Origin of the sequence: Shewanella sp. HL-SH4, from assembly GCF_051164845.1 — a bacterium.
GTDB classification, from domain to species: domain Bacteria; phylum Pseudomonadota; class Gammaproteobacteria; order Enterobacterales; family Shewanellaceae; genus Shewanella; species Shewanella glacialimarina.
In genome coordinates this window covers 2,949,686-2,967,043 of the sequence record NZ_CP195037.1, presented here as the reverse complement: position 1 = coordinate 2,967,043, position 17,358 = coordinate 2,949,686, and the positions used below count along the sequence as shown (strand labels likewise).

The 17,358-nt window shown below is 40.5% G+C and carries 13 protein-coding genes and 1 pseudogene; 7 read left to right on the top strand and 7 right to left on the bottom strand.

Annotated features, from left to right (window positions below):
• The first annotated feature begins 316 nt into the window (after nucleotides 1-316).
• A complete protein-coding gene (locus ACRWQL_RS13950; protein ID WP_434950608.1) occupies nucleotides 317-1,039 on the top strand; it encodes a DP-EP family protein in 723 nt (240 codons plus the stop codon).
• Nucleotides 1,040-1,199: 160 nt separating this feature from the next.
• Nucleotides 1,200-2,294: a diguanylate cyclase domain-containing protein gene (locus tag ACRWQL_RS13945; protein WP_434950606.1), complete on the top strand. Its 1,095-nt coding sequence runs from the start codon at nucleotides 1,200-1,202 to the stop codon at nucleotides 2,292-2,294.
• A 128-nt stretch (nucleotides 2,295-2,422) separates the two neighbouring features.
• Here ACRWQL_RS13945 and ACRWQL_RS13940 read toward each other — a convergent pair whose 3' ends face one another.
• Entirely contained in the window at nucleotides 2,423-3,604 is a 1,182-nt protein-coding gene (locus tag ACRWQL_RS13940; RefSeq protein ID WP_434950604.1) for an alkane 1-monooxygenase, read from the bottom strand.
• A gap of 154 nt (nucleotides 3,605-3,758) precedes the next feature.
• Between ACRWQL_RS13940 and ACRWQL_RS13935 the strand changes: the two genes are divergently transcribed.
• Both ACRWQL_RS13935 and ACRWQL_RS13930 read left to right on the top strand, forming a co-directional pair.
• A complete protein-coding gene (locus ACRWQL_RS13935) occupies nucleotides 3,759-4,823 on the top strand; it encodes an AraC family transcriptional regulator ligand-binding domain-containing protein (RefSeq protein ID WP_434950603.1) in 1,065 nt (354 codons plus the stop codon).
• A gap of 126 nt (nucleotides 4,824-4,949) precedes the next feature.
• A complete protein-coding gene (locus ACRWQL_RS13930; RefSeq protein ID WP_434950602.1) occupies nucleotides 4,950-5,699 on the top strand; it encodes an oxidative stress defense protein in 750 nt (249 codons plus the stop codon).
• A 187-nt stretch (nucleotides 5,700-5,886) separates the two neighbouring features.
• Here the strand turns inward: ACRWQL_RS13930 and lgt are convergent, their stop codons facing one another.
• Nucleotides 5,887-6,681, bottom strand: a complete 795-nt coding sequence (lgt, locus tag ACRWQL_RS13925) for a prolipoprotein diacylglyceryl transferase (RefSeq protein ID WP_434950600.1) — start codon at nucleotides 6,679-6,681, stop codon at nucleotides 5,887-5,889.
• 179 nt (nucleotides 6,682-6,860) lie between these two features.
• Between lgt and ACRWQL_RS13920 the strand changes: the two genes are divergently transcribed.
• A complete protein-coding gene (locus ACRWQL_RS13920; RefSeq protein WP_434950598.1) occupies nucleotides 6,861-7,715 on the top strand; it encodes a pseudouridine synthase family protein in 855 nt (284 codons plus the stop codon).
• Between the two features lie 52 nt (nucleotides 7,716-7,767).
• Here the strand turns inward: ACRWQL_RS13920 and ybaK are convergent, their stop codons facing one another.
• The 4 genes from ybaK to ACRWQL_RS13900 form a co-directional block, all read right to left on the bottom strand.
• Nucleotides 7,768-8,238: a Cys-tRNA(Pro) deacylase gene (gene ybaK / locus ACRWQL_RS13915; protein ID WP_434950596.1), complete on the bottom strand. Its 471-nt coding sequence runs from the start codon at nucleotides 8,236-8,238 to the stop codon at nucleotides 7,768-7,770.
• A gap of 261 nt (nucleotides 8,239-8,499) precedes the next feature.
• A complete protein-coding gene (gene dbpA, locus ACRWQL_RS13910; RefSeq protein WP_434927054.1) occupies nucleotides 8,500-9,903 on the bottom strand; it encodes an ATP-dependent RNA helicase DbpA in 1,404 nt (467 codons plus the stop codon).
• 160 nt (nucleotides 9,904-10,063) lie between these two features.
• On the bottom strand, nucleotides 10,064-10,933 hold the full coding sequence (locus tag ACRWQL_RS13905; protein WP_434950595.1) for a pirin family protein: 870 nt from the start codon (nucleotides 10,931-10,933) through the stop codon (nucleotides 10,064-10,066).
• Between the two features lie 347 nt (nucleotides 10,934-11,280).
• The gene (locus ACRWQL_RS13900) at nucleotides 11,281-12,369 is read right to left on the bottom strand and encodes a hypothetical protein (RefSeq protein ID WP_434950594.1); all 1,089 of its coding nucleotides are present in this window, start codon (nucleotides 12,367-12,369) and stop codon (nucleotides 11,281-11,283) included.
• Between the two features lie 1,061 nt (nucleotides 12,370-13,430).
• Between ACRWQL_RS13900 and ACRWQL_RS13895 the strand changes: the two genes are divergently transcribed.
• On the top strand, nucleotides 13,431-14,000 hold the full coding sequence (locus ACRWQL_RS13895; RefSeq protein WP_434950592.1) for a DUF7010 family protein: 570 nt from the start codon (nucleotides 13,431-13,433) through the stop codon (nucleotides 13,998-14,000).
• A 119-nt stretch (nucleotides 14,001-14,119) separates the two neighbouring features.
• Here ACRWQL_RS13895 and ACRWQL_RS13890 read toward each other — a convergent pair.
• Nucleotides 14,120-14,350: pseudogene (locus tag ACRWQL_RS13890) on the bottom strand (DUF998 domain-containing protein); the annotation flags it as partial.
• A gap of 391 nt (nucleotides 14,351-14,741) precedes the next feature.
• Between ACRWQL_RS13890 and ACRWQL_RS13885 the strand changes: the two are divergent.
• Nucleotides 14,742-17,348 carry a two-component system response regulator gene (locus tag ACRWQL_RS13885; protein ID WP_434950590.1) on the top strand — a complete coding sequence of 869 codons (2,607 nt, stop codon included), beginning with the start codon at nucleotides 14,742-14,744 and terminating at the stop codon, nucleotides 17,346-17,348.
• Nucleotides 17,349-17,358 lie beyond the last annotated feature (10 nt).

The following is a 17,358-nucleotide window of genomic DNA, read 5'->3' as shown; positions in this document are numbered from 1 at the left end:
CTGCTTACTTTTTCAATAAAGTGTGTGTCATCGAAATACGTTTGTTTGACACACATTATATTTTAAAAGGGACTGACCCAAGTTAGCCTCCATAATACGCACAGTGTCTACTGTGCGTATTATTCACATCACTGCCTTTATCGTGTGTCAAATACCTTCCAACGGCTCAATCGCAAAACCAATAATTTCAAAACATATTATTTAAATACCATTTAAATACATGTACACTCCATCCGCTTTATACCCTAACAGCATAACTTAAAAGGAATTATCCGTAAAAATTACTACATCATTTACACTTTCAACTTTATTGCTAGTGTCACCATTGTGCTTTGCAGGCAGTCAACAGGATATTGACTTAGCGCTTGCTGCAATTCATAACGATACTGATTTACAAGCTGTACTAAGTCACCCTTCTGCTTTAGATGTTCTGGACGATGAACTCACTGACTTTGTCAACAGCGTACGTTTCACTCACGCTACGTCACTGCAAGCTTCTTCGATTACATTTGACCAGCAGATACTAAGAGATAACCTATCTGCCTCCGAAATTTACAATATTCTGGTATTGTTTGGTCAACAACACACCATAACTCAATATTCTGGTGCTGTTGAGAATAATGATATTGATAAGCTTCTACTACAAGCCAATACACTGCCATTTTGTAACGGGGCTTTTCCTATTGACCTTATCGTCACCGTCAACAAACAAAAGCAAGCAAACTTTGCTTATACACAACAAGGTACAGATTGTGATGGGAATGTTGAGCTAACAGAAAATACCACCATTACTTATCAACTGAAACACAAAAAGAAAACCCCTAAAGGACTACGTTTAATTGGCGCTGGTTTTACCAATCCCTTTGATGCGCACATTAAATCAGTTTCGGTCAGTCAAGATGGGCAAAGCATTTCACTAAAAAATAACATTGAGAACTTGGGCGTCAGTAAGTACCAATTCATGTTGACGTCAAATGACAGCAACCTAGTACTATTAAGTCCTGATCCAGAAGTAATAAATCGCCCTGGGCAGAATTAATTACCTGTATTTAGACCTTGTCAAAAAACTTAATGCCATTTAAAAACAACAAGATATAACCAGAAGGTTAACGGAAGGCTGTTTTTTACTTTTTTCAATATAGTGTGTGTCATCGAAATACGTTTGTTTGACACACATTATATTTTAAAAGGGACTGACCATGATTACCTCTGACAAATACCAAGAATTCCATGACACATTAACCCGTGCCACTGAACTTGCTAAGGCGTTATCAGGTAAAAACTTCCCCACGCCAGATCAAAAAAATGCGCCTGTTACTCCCACTAAAACGGCGTTAACCAGTCCCCCAAAAACAGTATCAACACCGAAAATTTTTGAGCACACGTTAGATCAGGCCACCCAATTATCTAGCCTAGGTTTTTTGATGAATGCCATTTCAGAAGCCATTTTTGTGGTCAATGATGAAGGCGTCATTGAAATGATTAACCAGCATGCAGCCAAACTTTTCGGCTCGCCAAAAGAGTTATTGATTGGTCAAAAATGGATTAACTTTGTTAACTCGGCCTACCAAGAAGAATACCAAGAGTTGTTTGCCCATTGGCGTGAAACCTTCACCCCATTTAATCACGGCCCCAAAGAAATTGTACTGCAACGCTCTGACTCAAGTTTAGTCAATGCCGACATTTCATTGTCGTGCCTGCCCGTAGGTGAAAATGCCAAACCGTTAATTGTCGGGGTAATGCACAATCTCACTAGCCACAAAGAAAAATTTGAAGAGTTAACCCGTTTAGCCAATACCGACAAACTCACCAGTTTAGCTAATCGTCATGCTTTTGATGAAGCATTGCAAAATGCCTGGGACGATAGCAGACAACATCAACATCCGTTAAGTTTGATCTTGATTGATATCGACTTCTTTAAAATTTTTAACGACAACTATGGCCACATTAATGGCGATAAGTGCTTACAAAAAGTGGCTCAGGTGATTAACTTAGCCATGCCTAACCGCGACTGTTTAGCTGCCCGTTTTGGCGGCGAAGAGTTTACCGTCTTGCTGCCTAACTTCAGCCAGGCGCAGGCGCAACGAGTGGCTGAAAAAATTCAGCGTCAAATTAACCAAATTAAATTCTCCGATATGGGCTTAACCAGCGAAGTCAAAGTCAGTGTCAGTCAGGGCATTGCCTGTGAACAACAAGGCCAGTTCCGCACCGCCACCGCACTTATTTGCGCCGCAGACACCGCGCTTTACCGTGCAAAAGCAGAAGGCCGTAATCGTATTAGCCTAAGTTTGTAATATCAGCTTAAGCCTCTATTTGTAATATCAACTTAAGCCTCTATTTGTAATATCAGCTTAAGCCTCTATTTGTAATATCAGCTTAAGCCTCTACATAGCATTACATATCAGCCTAGGTTAATACTGACCTAGGTTGATATTGAACCCGTTTCAACTTGATGCATTTGTTGGTAAGCCGCTATGCCGCTGGCGTCATTGGCTTGTTTGGCTAATACTTTTTCATCATCATTGGCAAAATGAGTATCCCAATGGGCTAACCTAGGCAGCATAAGTCGATGCCATAACGGCGGAATAAGGGTTAACCCTAAGGTAGCTAAGTAACCACTGATCATCATAGGTGCGCCTTCATAGGGTGCTAAGCAGTGATACGGTACTTGAGCTTGCGCATGATGATGCGAATGGCGAGTTAAATTAAACAATGACCAGGAACTGACCCGCTTATTGGTGTTCCATGAATGCCGTGGCGCCACCTTAGTGCCATTGGCGCGAACCAAACCATAGTGCTCCATATAATTGACTATTTCTAACGTCGCCTTAGCCCACAGTGCTGTGGGAATAAAAAATGCCAATGCCTGCCAAGACCCCAAAGCAAACACCGCCAGAAGAATAACCAGACTCATGGCAATGCCTCTTAACACGCGATTATGCCGTGAAAATATCGGTAAACTTTTAACGGATAAGCGACGCTTTTCAATATTCCAGGCACTGATATTGCCATACCAGCTGGACACAATAATGTGCTGATAAACATTGCGGCCTCTTGGGGCAGAGGCTGGGTCTTGCGCGGTACACACAAAACGATGATGGCCGTATACGTGTTCAATGGCAAAGTTAGCGTCAAAACTAAACGCTAATAACCATCGCCCAATAGTGTAAGACACTTTATGCCAGGTACGATGCACCAGTTCATGCCCCGTCACTGTGCCTATCACCCCGATAACCAGCCCAGTAAAAGCCACTAATACCAGTTGTTGATACCAGCTGGTATTGGCTTTGGCCGCCAGGGCATCATAGCCGGTTAATTCGGTTATCCATTGGCCATAACCCCATACATCTGTAGTAGCAAAATGCCAACTAAACACAAATAGAATGGCCATTAACAAGGGCAATGCCAGCCAAAGCTGCCAGGTCATAATGCTTTGATGAGCATAACTTGGCGTTGAATCATCATCACCTAACACAATGTCGCCACCAATATAGAATAACAACCAGATGGCATAACCCAGCACGATGTAAAATTGACCTAACGTCAGCGCAGCCAGGGTAAATAGGCCCATTAAATGGAACGACATAAATTTTAAATAGTGCACCGTTAGCTCCTAGCTAATGTCTTTTATTAATAATTAATTTATCAAGTGTGAGTAAAAAGAATAGCGGGTAAAAAAGACATCTAGGGGTCATTTATAGACAACTTTGATTAAATCCGCTACAACTAGGGCATTGGTGTCTGACTAGGATGTAACCTTGACTGCAACTCCCCCTATAAAGCATGACAAATTCATTAAGCATATGTCTGCGGTTAGCGAGCCTTTAATACCGGTATTTTATCTGCATCAGTTGTATCAGCAATTGTGTGATTGGCAATTACCGGCGCAGCAATGGTTACAACAAAATAAACTGACACTAGCTGACTTACAGCAAGCCAATAGCCAGTTAACCCTTAGCCAATATAGTGAGTTAATAGACAGCGCGATAACACTGTCACAGCGGCCAGATATTGGCCTGTATGTCGGTAAAAAAATATCTGTTATTGCCCATGGCATGCTAGGGTTAGCGATGCTCAATAGCGCCTCGTTAAATGATGCGCTATTACTGTTAAAGCAGTTTATTCATACCCGTAATCCGTTAATTGAAATTGATATCAGCGCGCATCATCAAAAACTACACATCAACTTTGATTTGTCTCAGCCTCTTCCTCAAGGCCATCAAGCCTTTATTGATGCCATTACGGTGACGTTTCTAACCCTGTTTTTACACCTTCTTACTGACAAGTCCGTGATTAAAACGGTTCATTTAAAAGTAACCAAACCTGATTATTACGAGCAATATTCACTCTTTATGCCCTGTGAACTGCTATTTTCACAACCGCAAAATAGTATTGTGCTATCGCAAACTACCGCACACCAAAGGTTGCCTAGCAGCGACCCAGCGGCGGCATTTCAAGCCAAACAATTTTGCCAACAGCAACTTGATGCACAACAACCCATAGGTTTTATCAGCCAGGTTCAACAACTTATTTTGAAGCATCAAGGCAAAATATCTCAACAGGATATCGCCCAGCTATTACATGTAAGCCCACGCACCTTGCACCGTCAGCTGCTAAAACATCACACCAGTTACCAGCAATTACTCACCAATGTTCAACAACATTTAGCACAGCACTATTTACGTGAATCAAACATGAGTATTAAGCAAATAGCCTTTGAATTAGGCTATGTTGACGTAGCAAACTTTAGACGAGCCTTTAAGCGTTGGTACCAGATCACGCCACAGGATTTTAGAAAAAAACCGCCATTACGGCGCGTGTGATGCCAGCAATAAAAAATAAATAATATTGTTAACCCTTTTTAGATTTACTCTCGTTTATAGCGTTATCAACATCAACGAATAAAACAAATTACACTTGAGGCACATCGCCTTTATTTGGAGCAATACATGAACCTGCTTACTTTTTCTAACTCATTTTCAGCCTTAACCTTTCCTACAGTACGCACATCAGCACTGGCATCAATCATGTCATCAGTACTTGCGTTCAGTGCTTTACCGGCTGTTGCGGCAGACTTACCATTTCCCCACTTAGAAACCATCGGCAGCAGCGAAATTAGCATTGAGGCCGATATGGCCACTATTGATATTGAAGTAGTGGTTGATGCACCCACAGCAAAAGAAGCTAAAACCGAGTCAGATAAAGCCATTAGCCAGTTTTTAAGCCGATTAGATAAAGCCGGCATTGCCAAAAATGATATCGACAGCGCCAATTTAAATATCCGCCCGCAATATCATTATCAAAATAATGAACCCGCTAAACTGGTGGCTTACCAGGCCAGCAGAAGCATGACGATTACCGTACGAGATTTAAGCCAGTTAAATGACTTACTCGACACCGCTTTAGATCAAGGTATCAATCGGGTTAACAACATTAAGCTTAGCTCAAGTAAGCAGGCGGAATATGTCGAACGGGCACGTCAAAGTGCGATTACGGATGCCAAACAAAAAGCCGCATCGTTAGCCAAAGGGTTTGATAAAAAGGTCGATGGCGTGTGGCAAATTCGCTATTTTGACCAACAGCCAGTGCAACCGATAATGTACCGTATGGCGGCAGAATCGAGTGACGCTAATCAGGGTTATCAGCAAGGGCAAGTCACCGTGAGTGATCGCGTTGAAGTGATATTTAAATTGAAATGATTTTAAATTAAAGTGATTTTAAAATAGTCATAGCGGCTCACAGGCACGCGAAACTAGATTGTTATCGACATAATTGTTATCGACATAATTGTTATTAGCATAAAAAAGTGGTCAGGCGCATATCGCCTTGACCACTTTTTTTGTTCGCTTATTAAATCGCCTTAAAAGTATTGATAGCGCTAGCTAATCACTTCTTTGTCACGGGTTCACTTTTTGCCATCATAGCGCGGCCAAGTAATACAACACCGACAATTAAAAACGGCACACTTAACCACTGGCCTGCTGTCATCAGGGTTTCGCTGTAAGCGGTTTGGCTAACCTTAACCGATTCAATCGCAAAACGGGCGCTGAACACTAACACTAAAAACACCCCGAATAGGCCACCATGTTGCAGCTTTAATTTTGTTTTGCGGTATAAACCCACCAGCAAAATAAAGATCAACAAATACGCCACGGCTTCATACAATTGCGCCGGATGACGCGGTAGCAAATCGATACGTTCAAAGATAATACCCCAGGGTTTTGTGGTTGGCTCACCTAGAATTTCTGAATTGGCAAAATTTGCCATACGCACAAAAAAGCCAAAAATTGCCGTGGCAATCGCCAGTCTGTCTAACAAAAACAAAAATGGCAGGCCTATTTTTCGTTTATAGTAATACAGCGCTAAAATGGCGCCTAAGCCGCCGCCATGACTGGCTAGGCCGCCTTCCCAAATAGCGAGTATTTTAAGTGGATGAGCAAAATAGTAGCTCGGATCATAAAACACACAATGGGCTAGCCTTGCGCCGACAATAATACCGATAACGCAGTAAACCAGAAAGTTATCTAATGACTCAAGGTCCAAGCCTTCTGCCTGATAGATTTTTTTCATTACCTGGAAACCCGCCGCTATCGCGGTAGCAAATAATGCGCCGTACCAATGTACAGTCAACCCCATAAACGACACCAAAACAGGGTCTAAATTCCAAACAAAATGGTCCAATTGTTGCTCCAAAAAAGGCTTACTTATGCCGCTAATGCTACGCTGTTTTATCTTACCAATAAAGAAACTTACGGTTAAAGTGGCCTGAAATATTATTCACCTATCGCCAAATTGATCACCTCTTCAGCAACAAATCGCGTAAAATAGTGTTTATCAAACTGTAAAAGCCGATGCAAACTATGCCAGATACACCACAAATAGATAATCTGATTGAATGCCATCTCGACATTACTTCCTGTGAGGTCGATGCAAGCACGTTATTGTCGCAACATTCTGGTCTATCAAAGCAAGTCATTAAACAGGCCATGCAAAAAGGCGCTGTTTGGCACACCCATGGCAAACAGGTTATTCGACTTAGACGGGCGAAAAAAGCCCTTAAAGTGGGCGATAAACTGCATTTATATTACAACAGCCACATCCTCGCTGAAGTGCCTGCTACTGCGCAGTTGATGTTTGACCAGGGTGAATACAGCCTGTGGTATAAACCCTATGGGTTACGTTGCCAGGCTTCTAAGTGGAGCGATCACACTACCATAAACCGCTTTATTGAATTAAATACCGAGCCGCCACGTAGCGCGTATATTATCCACCGCCTTGACCGCGCAGCATCTGGGTTGATTATTATCGGCCACACCAAAAAAGCCACCGCAGCAGTTGCTAAACTGTTTGAGACTCGTCAGTTAGATAAATTTTACCAGGTGATAGTGCAAGGATGTTTTACCGATAATACGGTAACTATTAATACCCAAGTAGATGGCAAACCCGCGCTATCGCACGCCAGTTTATTGCAGTACAACCCTGAATTAGATCAATCTAAAGTGCAGGTTAAAATTGAATCGGGTCGTAAGCATCAAATTCGCATTCACATGGCCAGTATTGGTCACCCTGTGGTGGGCGACAGATTACATGGCAATGCTGCAGCCGATGCTCCAGATTTAAAATTATGCTGTTGTGAGTTTGCTTTTGTTTGCCCTGTCACAGCTAAACCTGTGCAGTTTTCACTGCCAGAAGCGTTAAGGCCTCAATTTGAATAACTGCCGTGTTTGAATAACGGCGGCGTTTGAATCATCACGGTGAACAAACAGTTTAGTCATTGGTAATATCAGCAATGCTGGCGGACAGTAACGCTTGTAAATCCGTTGGCGACATCTGTAATTCAAGCCCTCTTTTACCGGCACTAAAATACAGTTGTGGTAATAATTCTGCGCTTTGATCAATCACAGTGGCCAAACGCTTTTTTTGCCCCAAAGGACTCACCCCACCTAATACATAACCTGTAGTGCGTTCCACCAAAGCACTGTCTGCCATGTGTACTTTTTTAACCTTCAGCGTTTTGGCCATTTTCTTAAAGTTCAGCTGTTGGCTGACCGGCAATATCGCTACCGCTAATTTATGGCTGTCGGTTTCGACCACTAAGGTTTTAAACACCAGTTCAGCTTTTACTTGCAGTTTTTCAGCCGCTTCTAAACCATAAGAGACCGCATTCGAGTCATGCAGATACTCATGCACAGTAAAAGGTAAGCGGTGTTTTTTAACTAAATCAATGGCAGGAGTCATAGCAATCATACCTTTTGAAATCGACTGTTCAGTATCCGTCTATTGACGTTATTGATCATTTTACTTGCGGTGAATTTACCTCAAACATGGCGCTAGCTCAAAATAATAATCAGATAAGACTGCCGCTTACCGTGATGATGCTATTAAAAAACGAAAACAAAAAAAGGAGCATTATGCTCCTTTTAGGGTGAAACTAACGACTAGCTATAGGGTTAAGTCACGATAAGCGACTATCCAATAATGCTAGTTGATAAGTCTGTTTTACATAAACCAAGCGCGGTAGGTTTTACCTTTCAGCTTGCCCTTAGTAATTTTAGACATAGCTTCCTGTGCCACGGTGCGAGATACCGCAACGTAAGCACGAATATCAGTCACTTTAATTTTACCAATATCGTTGAAATCAATGCCGTTTTCGCCAGTCAATGCACCTACAATATCACCAGGACGAATTTTTTGTTTCTTGCCGCCCTCAATTTGTATGGTTTGCATAAGAGGTGCAAGCGGTGCTTTAGTTAACGCACTTAATGGTGGCAGTGTTGAAGGCACAATATCTTTATTCAATGCTTCTTCAATCATCGCCATTTTATAGCCGTCATTTTCACCAAAGAAGCTATATGCTGCACCTTGGCTACCCGCACGACCTGTACGGCCAATGCGGTGAATATGCACTTCGCTGTCGTAAGCTAAATGGTAGTTAAATACCGCATCTAACGCATCAATGTCTAAACCACGGGCTGCTACGTCAGTTGCCACTAAAATACGGGCACTTTTGTTAGCAAATTGCAGTAACATTTGATCGCGATCGCGTTGTTCTAAATCGCCGTGTAATGCTAAAACACTGAAACCAAACTCAAGCAGTGCATCAGCCACATCTTGGGTTTCACGCTTAGTATTACAAAATACCACAGCGCTTTCTGGTTGCTTATCAAGTAATAACAAACGCAGCGCTTCTAAGCGGCCTTGGTTGTCTTCAATACGGTAAAAGCGCTGATCAATGGTTAAGTTATCGTGGGTTGATTCCACTTTCACCATCACCGGCTTATACATGATGCGCTCAGCAATAGATTGAATTTGCTCTGGAAAAGTCGCACTAAACAGCAGAGTTTGGCGCTCATGCGGAGTTTGGTCGATAATCGCATCAATGTGCTCTTGAAAGCCCATTTCTAACATACGATCGGCTTCGTCTAACACCAACATGTTGACATCACTTAAATCAAGACGGTTACGATCTAGGTGATCAATAATACGTCCTGGGGTACCGACAATAATGTGCGCGCCATGTTCAAGTGAACCAATTTGTGGCCCCATTGGTACGCCGCCACATAAGGTGAGTACTTTCACGTTATGAATGCCACGGGCTAAAGTACGAATTTCTTTGGCGACTTGGTCTGCTAGCTCACGCGTAGGACAAAGCACCATAGTTTGAATACGAAAACGCTTCACATCTAACTTGTTTAACAAGCCTAAACCAAAGGCGGCAGTTTTGCCTGAGCCGGTTTTACCTTGGCCAATCACATCATCACCCGCTAAAATAGGCGGTAAACTTTCTGCTTGGATTTGTGTCATAGACTCATAGCCCATAGTGCTAAGGTTATCTAATAACTCGGGTTTTAAGTTTAATGATGAAAATGCCTGACTGGCAACTTGCGAAGGTGATTGACTCAAAGGAATATCCTGTGCTGAAAGCAAACTAAAAATAATAAGGCCAAAGCAAATGGCTTTGGCCGGAACGGGCTAATTATAGCAATAAACCCTAAAAATTACTGCATCATTGTTTAAGCTCTATTATTTTAGCCGTTTAATAAATCAGCAACCCGCTAGAAGATTAATGTGCTAAATGGCCAAAACGCCCTTGCTGGTAATCTTCAACCGCTTGATTAATTTCAGCTTGCGTATTCATTACAAACGGCCCCATATGCACAATCTGCTCATTAATTGGGTTACCCGCCAGAATTAAACCCCCTAGCCCTGAGTCACCTGCGTTGAACTGTGCCAATATGTGCGGATTAAGTTTAAGCATAGTGCCTTCGCCAAACACCACATTTTCGCCGTCAACCAGCACATTAAGCTGGCCTTGATAAATATAAACATTGACTGCGCCATGCTGGTTTAACGCAATATTAGCAGAGCTGTTTGGCTCAATAATCAAATCAGCGATCGCCCCACTGCCTGCAAGCCCTTCAATATGGGTATTAGTGATACTGTCTGGTGTATCAGCAAACTGCCAAGTGCCGGCTAACGCAATCAGCTTGGCGCCCTTATTGTTGAGCAAGCTTGGGTTAGGATTAACCGTTGTATCGCGATATATAGCCGGACGCATTTTGTCTTTAGCTGGCATATTGAGCCAAATTTGAAAACCGTGTAGCCCTTCATTGGCATCTGCTAACGGCATTTCAGAATGAATAACGCCACTACCTGTGCTCATCCACTGTACATCACCAGCACGAATAGCTTTCACATTGCCCATATGATCACGGTGCTCAAAACCGCCTTTCATAATATAGGTAAAGGTTTCAATGCCACGATGAGGGTGCGGTGGAAAACCGCCAATAAAATCTTGCTTATCATCCGACTTCAATTCGTCCAACATTAAATAGGGGTCATAGCTTTGTTTACCAAAATCAGCGACACGTTTAATGTTCACCCCGTCACCATCCATTGCTGGGCGGGCTTGAGTTTTATAGATAATTTGCATAATCACCTCGAAATACCAGACTAGCAAAACAGTTTTGCCAGTGAATTACGTCTAGCTTATCGACTATTAAGTTGAATAAAAATAGCAAAAAATGCCTTAAAGCATTCGAGTTATTAGAATGGTTATCATAATAACAAAAGACACTGATAAGACTAAGGGGCCAAACTGTTAAAGTCGTTGTTGACAGTAATGTGAGTGGACATACGTAAAATGAACTCTTAGATTTTATCCGATATCACTCGGCCCTAAATCAATAAAACCCGATTAACACGCAATGTTAATCGGGTTTTATTAACGTTAAGCACACTTGCTTTAGTCGTTTATGAAGAGGCCTTATCTAAGTATTTTTATTGCCTATCTTCAAGTGTATAGCCATTGGGCACATTAAATCGACTATCATTTATTTGTTTTTCAGACACTGAAGTGACTTCATATATATAACGTACCCTTGCATCTTTTTTCCACTCTGAAACAACACTGTCAACAACGTTATCTGCTTCATCTTTAATCAGATTACCAAAAAAATTTGTCGCTGCACTTTCAAGGCCTTGAGATAAATCGAGCCCAGCGTCAGATCGCTTTTTCTTCACAGTAGGGCAAGCTTCACTTTTTTGAAACCATTCCATTTTTATCGATAATGGGTAACCTTGAATAGTGGCTAGCTTTTCAGTAATGCTATTAAAATTTTGTTTATCATTTTTCTCTACGTCACCACTAAAAGCACTAATGGCTTTATAGCCATCTTTACCCAATAAACGGACTAAACCATTTTTGTCGCCTACCTGATTAAGATAGTTGTCAGTGGCTTTTTCATGAATTTTCCAAACGCCTTTCATGTCTGCCGTTGGGGTGGTGGTCCAAAATACAAATTGCAGTAAATTAAGGTCTATTTTACCGTTTTCATCTTTAAATTCGGTTGTCCAAGTCGCGGTATATTCCTGCGAGGCTAAGCCACCTATTTTACGTGTGTTATTAGTCGCAACGACTGTGAAGTCATTTTTATCTAACGTGACACTACAGCCTTTTTCGTCATAAGTTTCATATTCTTCTTCCTCATCTGAAGCGCTTTGGGTTTTAGCCATAAATTCTTCAAACACATTTTTACAACCACTGAGAGGACATTCACGATAGGTTTTCTTATCATGGTCAACATGCCATAGTAGGTTTTCAGAAATCCTGAAAATAAAAGTCTCATCGTAGTCAGCCCAACCCATATAAAAACTATCAAATTCCGCTTTTTGATCGATCGCACGCATATTTTCACGTGTATACACGGTTTGCGTACCTTTATGATCCGGCAGATATAAACCATTAATAGTAAATTCTGCAGTAACCACTGCTGTCGGGTGCTTTGGTGTATTGTCAACTTGTGTCGCTGCACAAGCAGAAAGTGCACCCGCTACAGCGATTGCAGTAATTTTACGAGCAAGATTCATTTAAATTTCCTTATATTATTGAATTGGTTATTGTCACTACCCTGTGGTAAATAGACAAAATATTCTATGATGCCTTGGGAATAATTTGAAACTAAACCGTAATATGCTTCATAGTTAAACACCTTGATTAGGCCATTAAAATATGAGCAAATATCACAATATGAAATCAGCTCTAGGTCTTTCTAGCCGATGACGAGTCCAAATTATTAGCAAGCTTTATGCTTATATAACGAGTCATTTACAGTTTGATGCTGACTCTGAGTGACTGAGTAGCTTGGGATGAATTGATATTGCATAGCAGATAAGTTTTTCACTGAAATTCCTTTTTCATTGTTCTAGTCCATTATACATAGGTTCAATTATGTATCAGTTCCATTGAATATATTAATTATAACTGATTCAATATCCGTAATATACCCTATCGAAGTCTTATTGAGTTAAGTAAGTAGCCTTAATTAAGTCATTGATTGTTAATTTATAGTTTGCTTGAGTAGGACGATGCGGGATTCAAACGCTAAACTATAGCTTGGTAGAGTTCATCTTCGTTTCCGTTGTAAAAAGCATCAATAGTCATGTTATTAATCCTAATATTGATGTTGTCATTTAGCCTTTAATTTTAGAAGCTTACGATTATTATGTTACTCCAGCTCCTTCCCTAAACCTTCAGCACTAAAAAAGTGTATCAAAGCGACCATCACTGATAGGAATAGATAATTAAGGAGTAAATAAACCTCTACGATTGATTCTTTGTTGGTATGAATTGATTGTTCAGCCCAAATTTGTATAACCACTTCGAATACAGCAAAACTGAAGATAATTCTGCCAGTGAATAGCCCCCTAGTTTATCGACCATTTAATTGAATAAAAGTAATAAAAAATGCCTTAAACAGCCAATTTATTAGGTTCATTTAAATCGATTGGACTATAACCATCAGTTTTAAAATCTATTAAAACAACCCTATAGGACATGACATTTGTCATCCTCTATTGTTGACACTTCACACTAACGCAAACATGCCGTTACCCAGATAATGTGTCTATACCAACAAGGAGGCTACATCATGCAATACAAATCATTAGACCAACAGTTAATTGAATACCGTCAACTACGCGCGTTAGCAATGCCCTTATCTGGCATGATTGTTTGGAGTTTATTATTGGCATTAAGCTTTGTATTACCCGCATCAGAAATGATAATGGCAGTATTTATCGGCACGGGATCAATTGTTTACCTAGCAATGGGCGTATCTCGTTTAACCGGTGAGAACATACAATTTAAGAAAAAGCATCAACGTAACTGGTTTGAAAGTGTATTTTTAGCCGCGATGGGCATGAGCTTACTTACCTTTGCTATTAGCATCCCATTTTTTATGGAGAACTATCTCGCATTACCTTTTGCCCTAGCAGTACAAACAGGACTGATGTGGCTAGTCCATGGTGTTTTAGCCGCACAAAAAGTGGCTATAGTACATGCTGTTGTACGCACAGCAGCCTGTGTAACCGCCTTTTTACTTTGGCCTGAGCTAAGCTTTCAAATTCAGCCTTTTATTGTTGTATGCTGTTATGGTTTTACCATCCCCGTAATGGAGCTTAGCTGGCGCAGACAACAAACGCTTCATACAAGCCATTAGACAATAATAACGACAGACATGCCTTGATGGTAAGCTTAGATAATGAAGCGCTTAGGTTGAGCAAGCTAGTAATCTGTAACCAGTGCTAGCTTGTAATGCAACAGGTTCAACTAGCTCAACACGATTGAAAGTTGGGTTAAATAGCTGCCAAAAAAGCAGAATGAAAAGCCTAAAGGGTAATTATTAATTAACGCAGATAATTTTTCAGTGGGGCTTCCTGTTGCGCCTAACTCACTGCAAAATTGTTTAGAGTGACTGTAACCTGCATAGAATTTGCTCGCGATATAAATCCCAATGACAATCCAAACTGTAGCGATTAACCCTGAATAGATAGCAATATTTTCCAGCACAAAAAAGCCTTCACGCCCACTCCCAAAAAACAGTGAAAATCAGCTCTAGCATCTAATAAGCTAACCGTTATTTTTGGGGTGATGTCATCTCAATTATCGTTTTGAAAGAGCAAACAAAGCCTAGCTGTCTGTTTAATACTTAATCAACAATCGAGGCCACGATGATTTTTATTTTATTGCCATCATAATGTACAAAAATAATTTACTAAGCTATAAATATTAAAGATTCTAAAACTAACCATGAATATTTATAGAGTAAAGGAAGTCTATGAACATACAAGGCAGTCCCAGTATTGAGCGTGGTGAAGAATTATTATTCGCTAACACTCCAAGAACAAAACGAACTGACAGCCATGACTCAAAAATACCCGCTAAAAAATCAACATGGAAAGTGGTAATTATTGATGATGATCAGGACATTCATGACGTTTCACAGCTAGTGCTTAATGATTTTACGTTTAAAGAACGTAAGATTCACTTTATACATGGTTATTCGGGTAAAGAAGCACGTGAAATGATGGCATTGCATCCCGATGCTGCCGTTTTATTGCTAGATGTGGTGATGGAAAGTGATACCGCAGGGCTTGAGACCGTAAGGTATATTCGTGAAGAGCTGCAAAATAGAACGGTTAGGATTATTTTACGTACAGGTCAGCCAGGTCAAGCCCCTGAGCATAAAATTGTACGCTTATATGATATCAATGATTACCTAGAAAAAAGCAAACTTACTTCGCAATACCTAGAAACAGCGATGATCACTTCACTGAGATCCTATGATGATATTTGCACCATTAACCAACTATCGACAAACAACGACAATTTAGAATCATTGGTAAAAGCAAGAACTCAGGACTTAATTGAAGTAAACGATCAACTACAACAACAAATGGTGATCAAAAACCAAAGTCTTGCAGCGCTTCAGTGCAGCGAAGATCGACTCGCTGAGGCCCAAAGAATTGCTAAAATAGGCCATTTTGAATGGTCAATTACAAATGATAGCGTTTCTTGCTCGGAACAAATATATCGCATACTCCAACTTCCCGAAGGCAAGAGATTTATTTTACAAGAAGATTTTATCGCTAAATTAGCAATTGAAGATCAAAATTATGTTTTGGATATTCTCAAGCAAACAATCCGAGAACAAAAACCCTATGATATAGAGCATCACTTAGTGCTTGATAATGGAACCGTACTTTTTATAAGGCATCAAGGTGATGTGTCAATTAGTCCAGATGGCCAGGTAATTAACATAGTTGGCACCTTACAAGATATTACAGAGCGGCGTAATGCTGAACTTGAAATGCGTAAACTGGCAACGGCTATTGAGCAAATAGCCGATGGCATTATGATAACAAACAAGGAAGGTATTATTGAATATGTAAATCCGGCTATGTGTCAGATGACTGGATACGCAAAAGAAGAACTCATAAACCGTACTCCTAGAATATTAAAATCAGATAAACAAAGTTATCGGTTTTATCATCGACTTTGGAAAACAATTCAAAGGGGCTCAATTTTTAATGAGATTATTATTAATAGGCATAAAAGCGGACGCCTTTACTATGAAGAGAAAACAATAACCCCACAGCTCAATAGCCTAGGTGAAATTACTAGCTATATATCTAGCGGTAAAGACATTACGGACCGTATTGAGGCACAAGAGAATCTCTATCACCTCGCCCATCATGACTCACTAACAGGTTTACCAAATCGTGTTTTGTTCCTCGATCGTCTCGAGCAAGCAATTAAAACAGCACATTGGAGAAACCGTATCCTGGCGGTATTATTTTTAGACTTAGATAGATTCAAAATCATTAATGACTCACTTGGTCACCACGTTGGTGATTTATTGCTCAATGAAATGGCGCAAAGGTTATCAGACTGTATGCGTGATGATGATACTGTTGCCCGTTTTGGTGGCGATGAGTTTGCCATTATGCTGAATGACATCGCAGCGGTAGACGATATTGCTGCGATAGCGCAAAAGATACTGAGCTCACTTTCTGAAGTCTACTTATATGGAGGTTTTGAATTATTTATTACAGCCAGCATTGGTATCAGTCTTTACCCTGATCACGGAATTACTGCACAATTACTCCTTAAAAATGCAGATGCTGCTATGTATCTTGCTAAAGGAAGTAGTAGGAATTCATTTCGGTTTTATACCTCTGAAATTGAACAAGTTACATTAAACCGCCTAACGCTTGAATCTGGATTACGCCGTGCATTAGAGCGTGACGAATTCAAATTATATTATCAACCTCAGCTAAGTTTAACCTCCTGCAAAATTGAGGCATATGAAGCATTGCTTCGCTGGCAACATCCTGAACATGGCTTAATTTCTCCCGACAGTTTTATTCCTCTATTAGAAGAAACTGGCATGATTATACCGGTTGGGCATTGGGTGTTGCAGACCGCTTGTCAGCAGGAAAAAGCCAATCAAACTGCAGGGCAAGTGGCAAAAAAAGTCGCTGTTAATATTTCAATTCATCAATTCAAAGAGAAAAACTTTGTTGAAATGGTCCATGAAATACTTATCAAAACAGGATTAGAGGCGAAATATCTTGAGCTTGAAGTCACCGAAGGCATATTAATCGATAACATTGCTGAAACCGCCGAAAAATTACATGAGCTGCATAATTTGGGCGTCTCACTATCGATAGATGATTTTGGAACAGGATATTCTTCGATGAATTATCTAAGAAGAATGCCCTTTGATCTGTTGAAAATTGATAGATCATTCATTACAGATGTGACAACCAATAAAGATGATAGAGCCATCGCCTCTGCAATTATAACTTTAGCTCACTCAATTGGGCTGAATGTGATTGCCGAAGGTGTCGAAACGACTGAGCAATTGAGTTTTCTGGATGAATTAGGCTGTGATTCAATTCAAGGGTATCTCTGTAGCCCTCCTCTTCCAGCCGATCAAGCATTTGAAATTAAAGTAGACCAATACAAAAATTGGAAAAACTATTTAAGACATTGCAACAGGTAATCACTTTCAA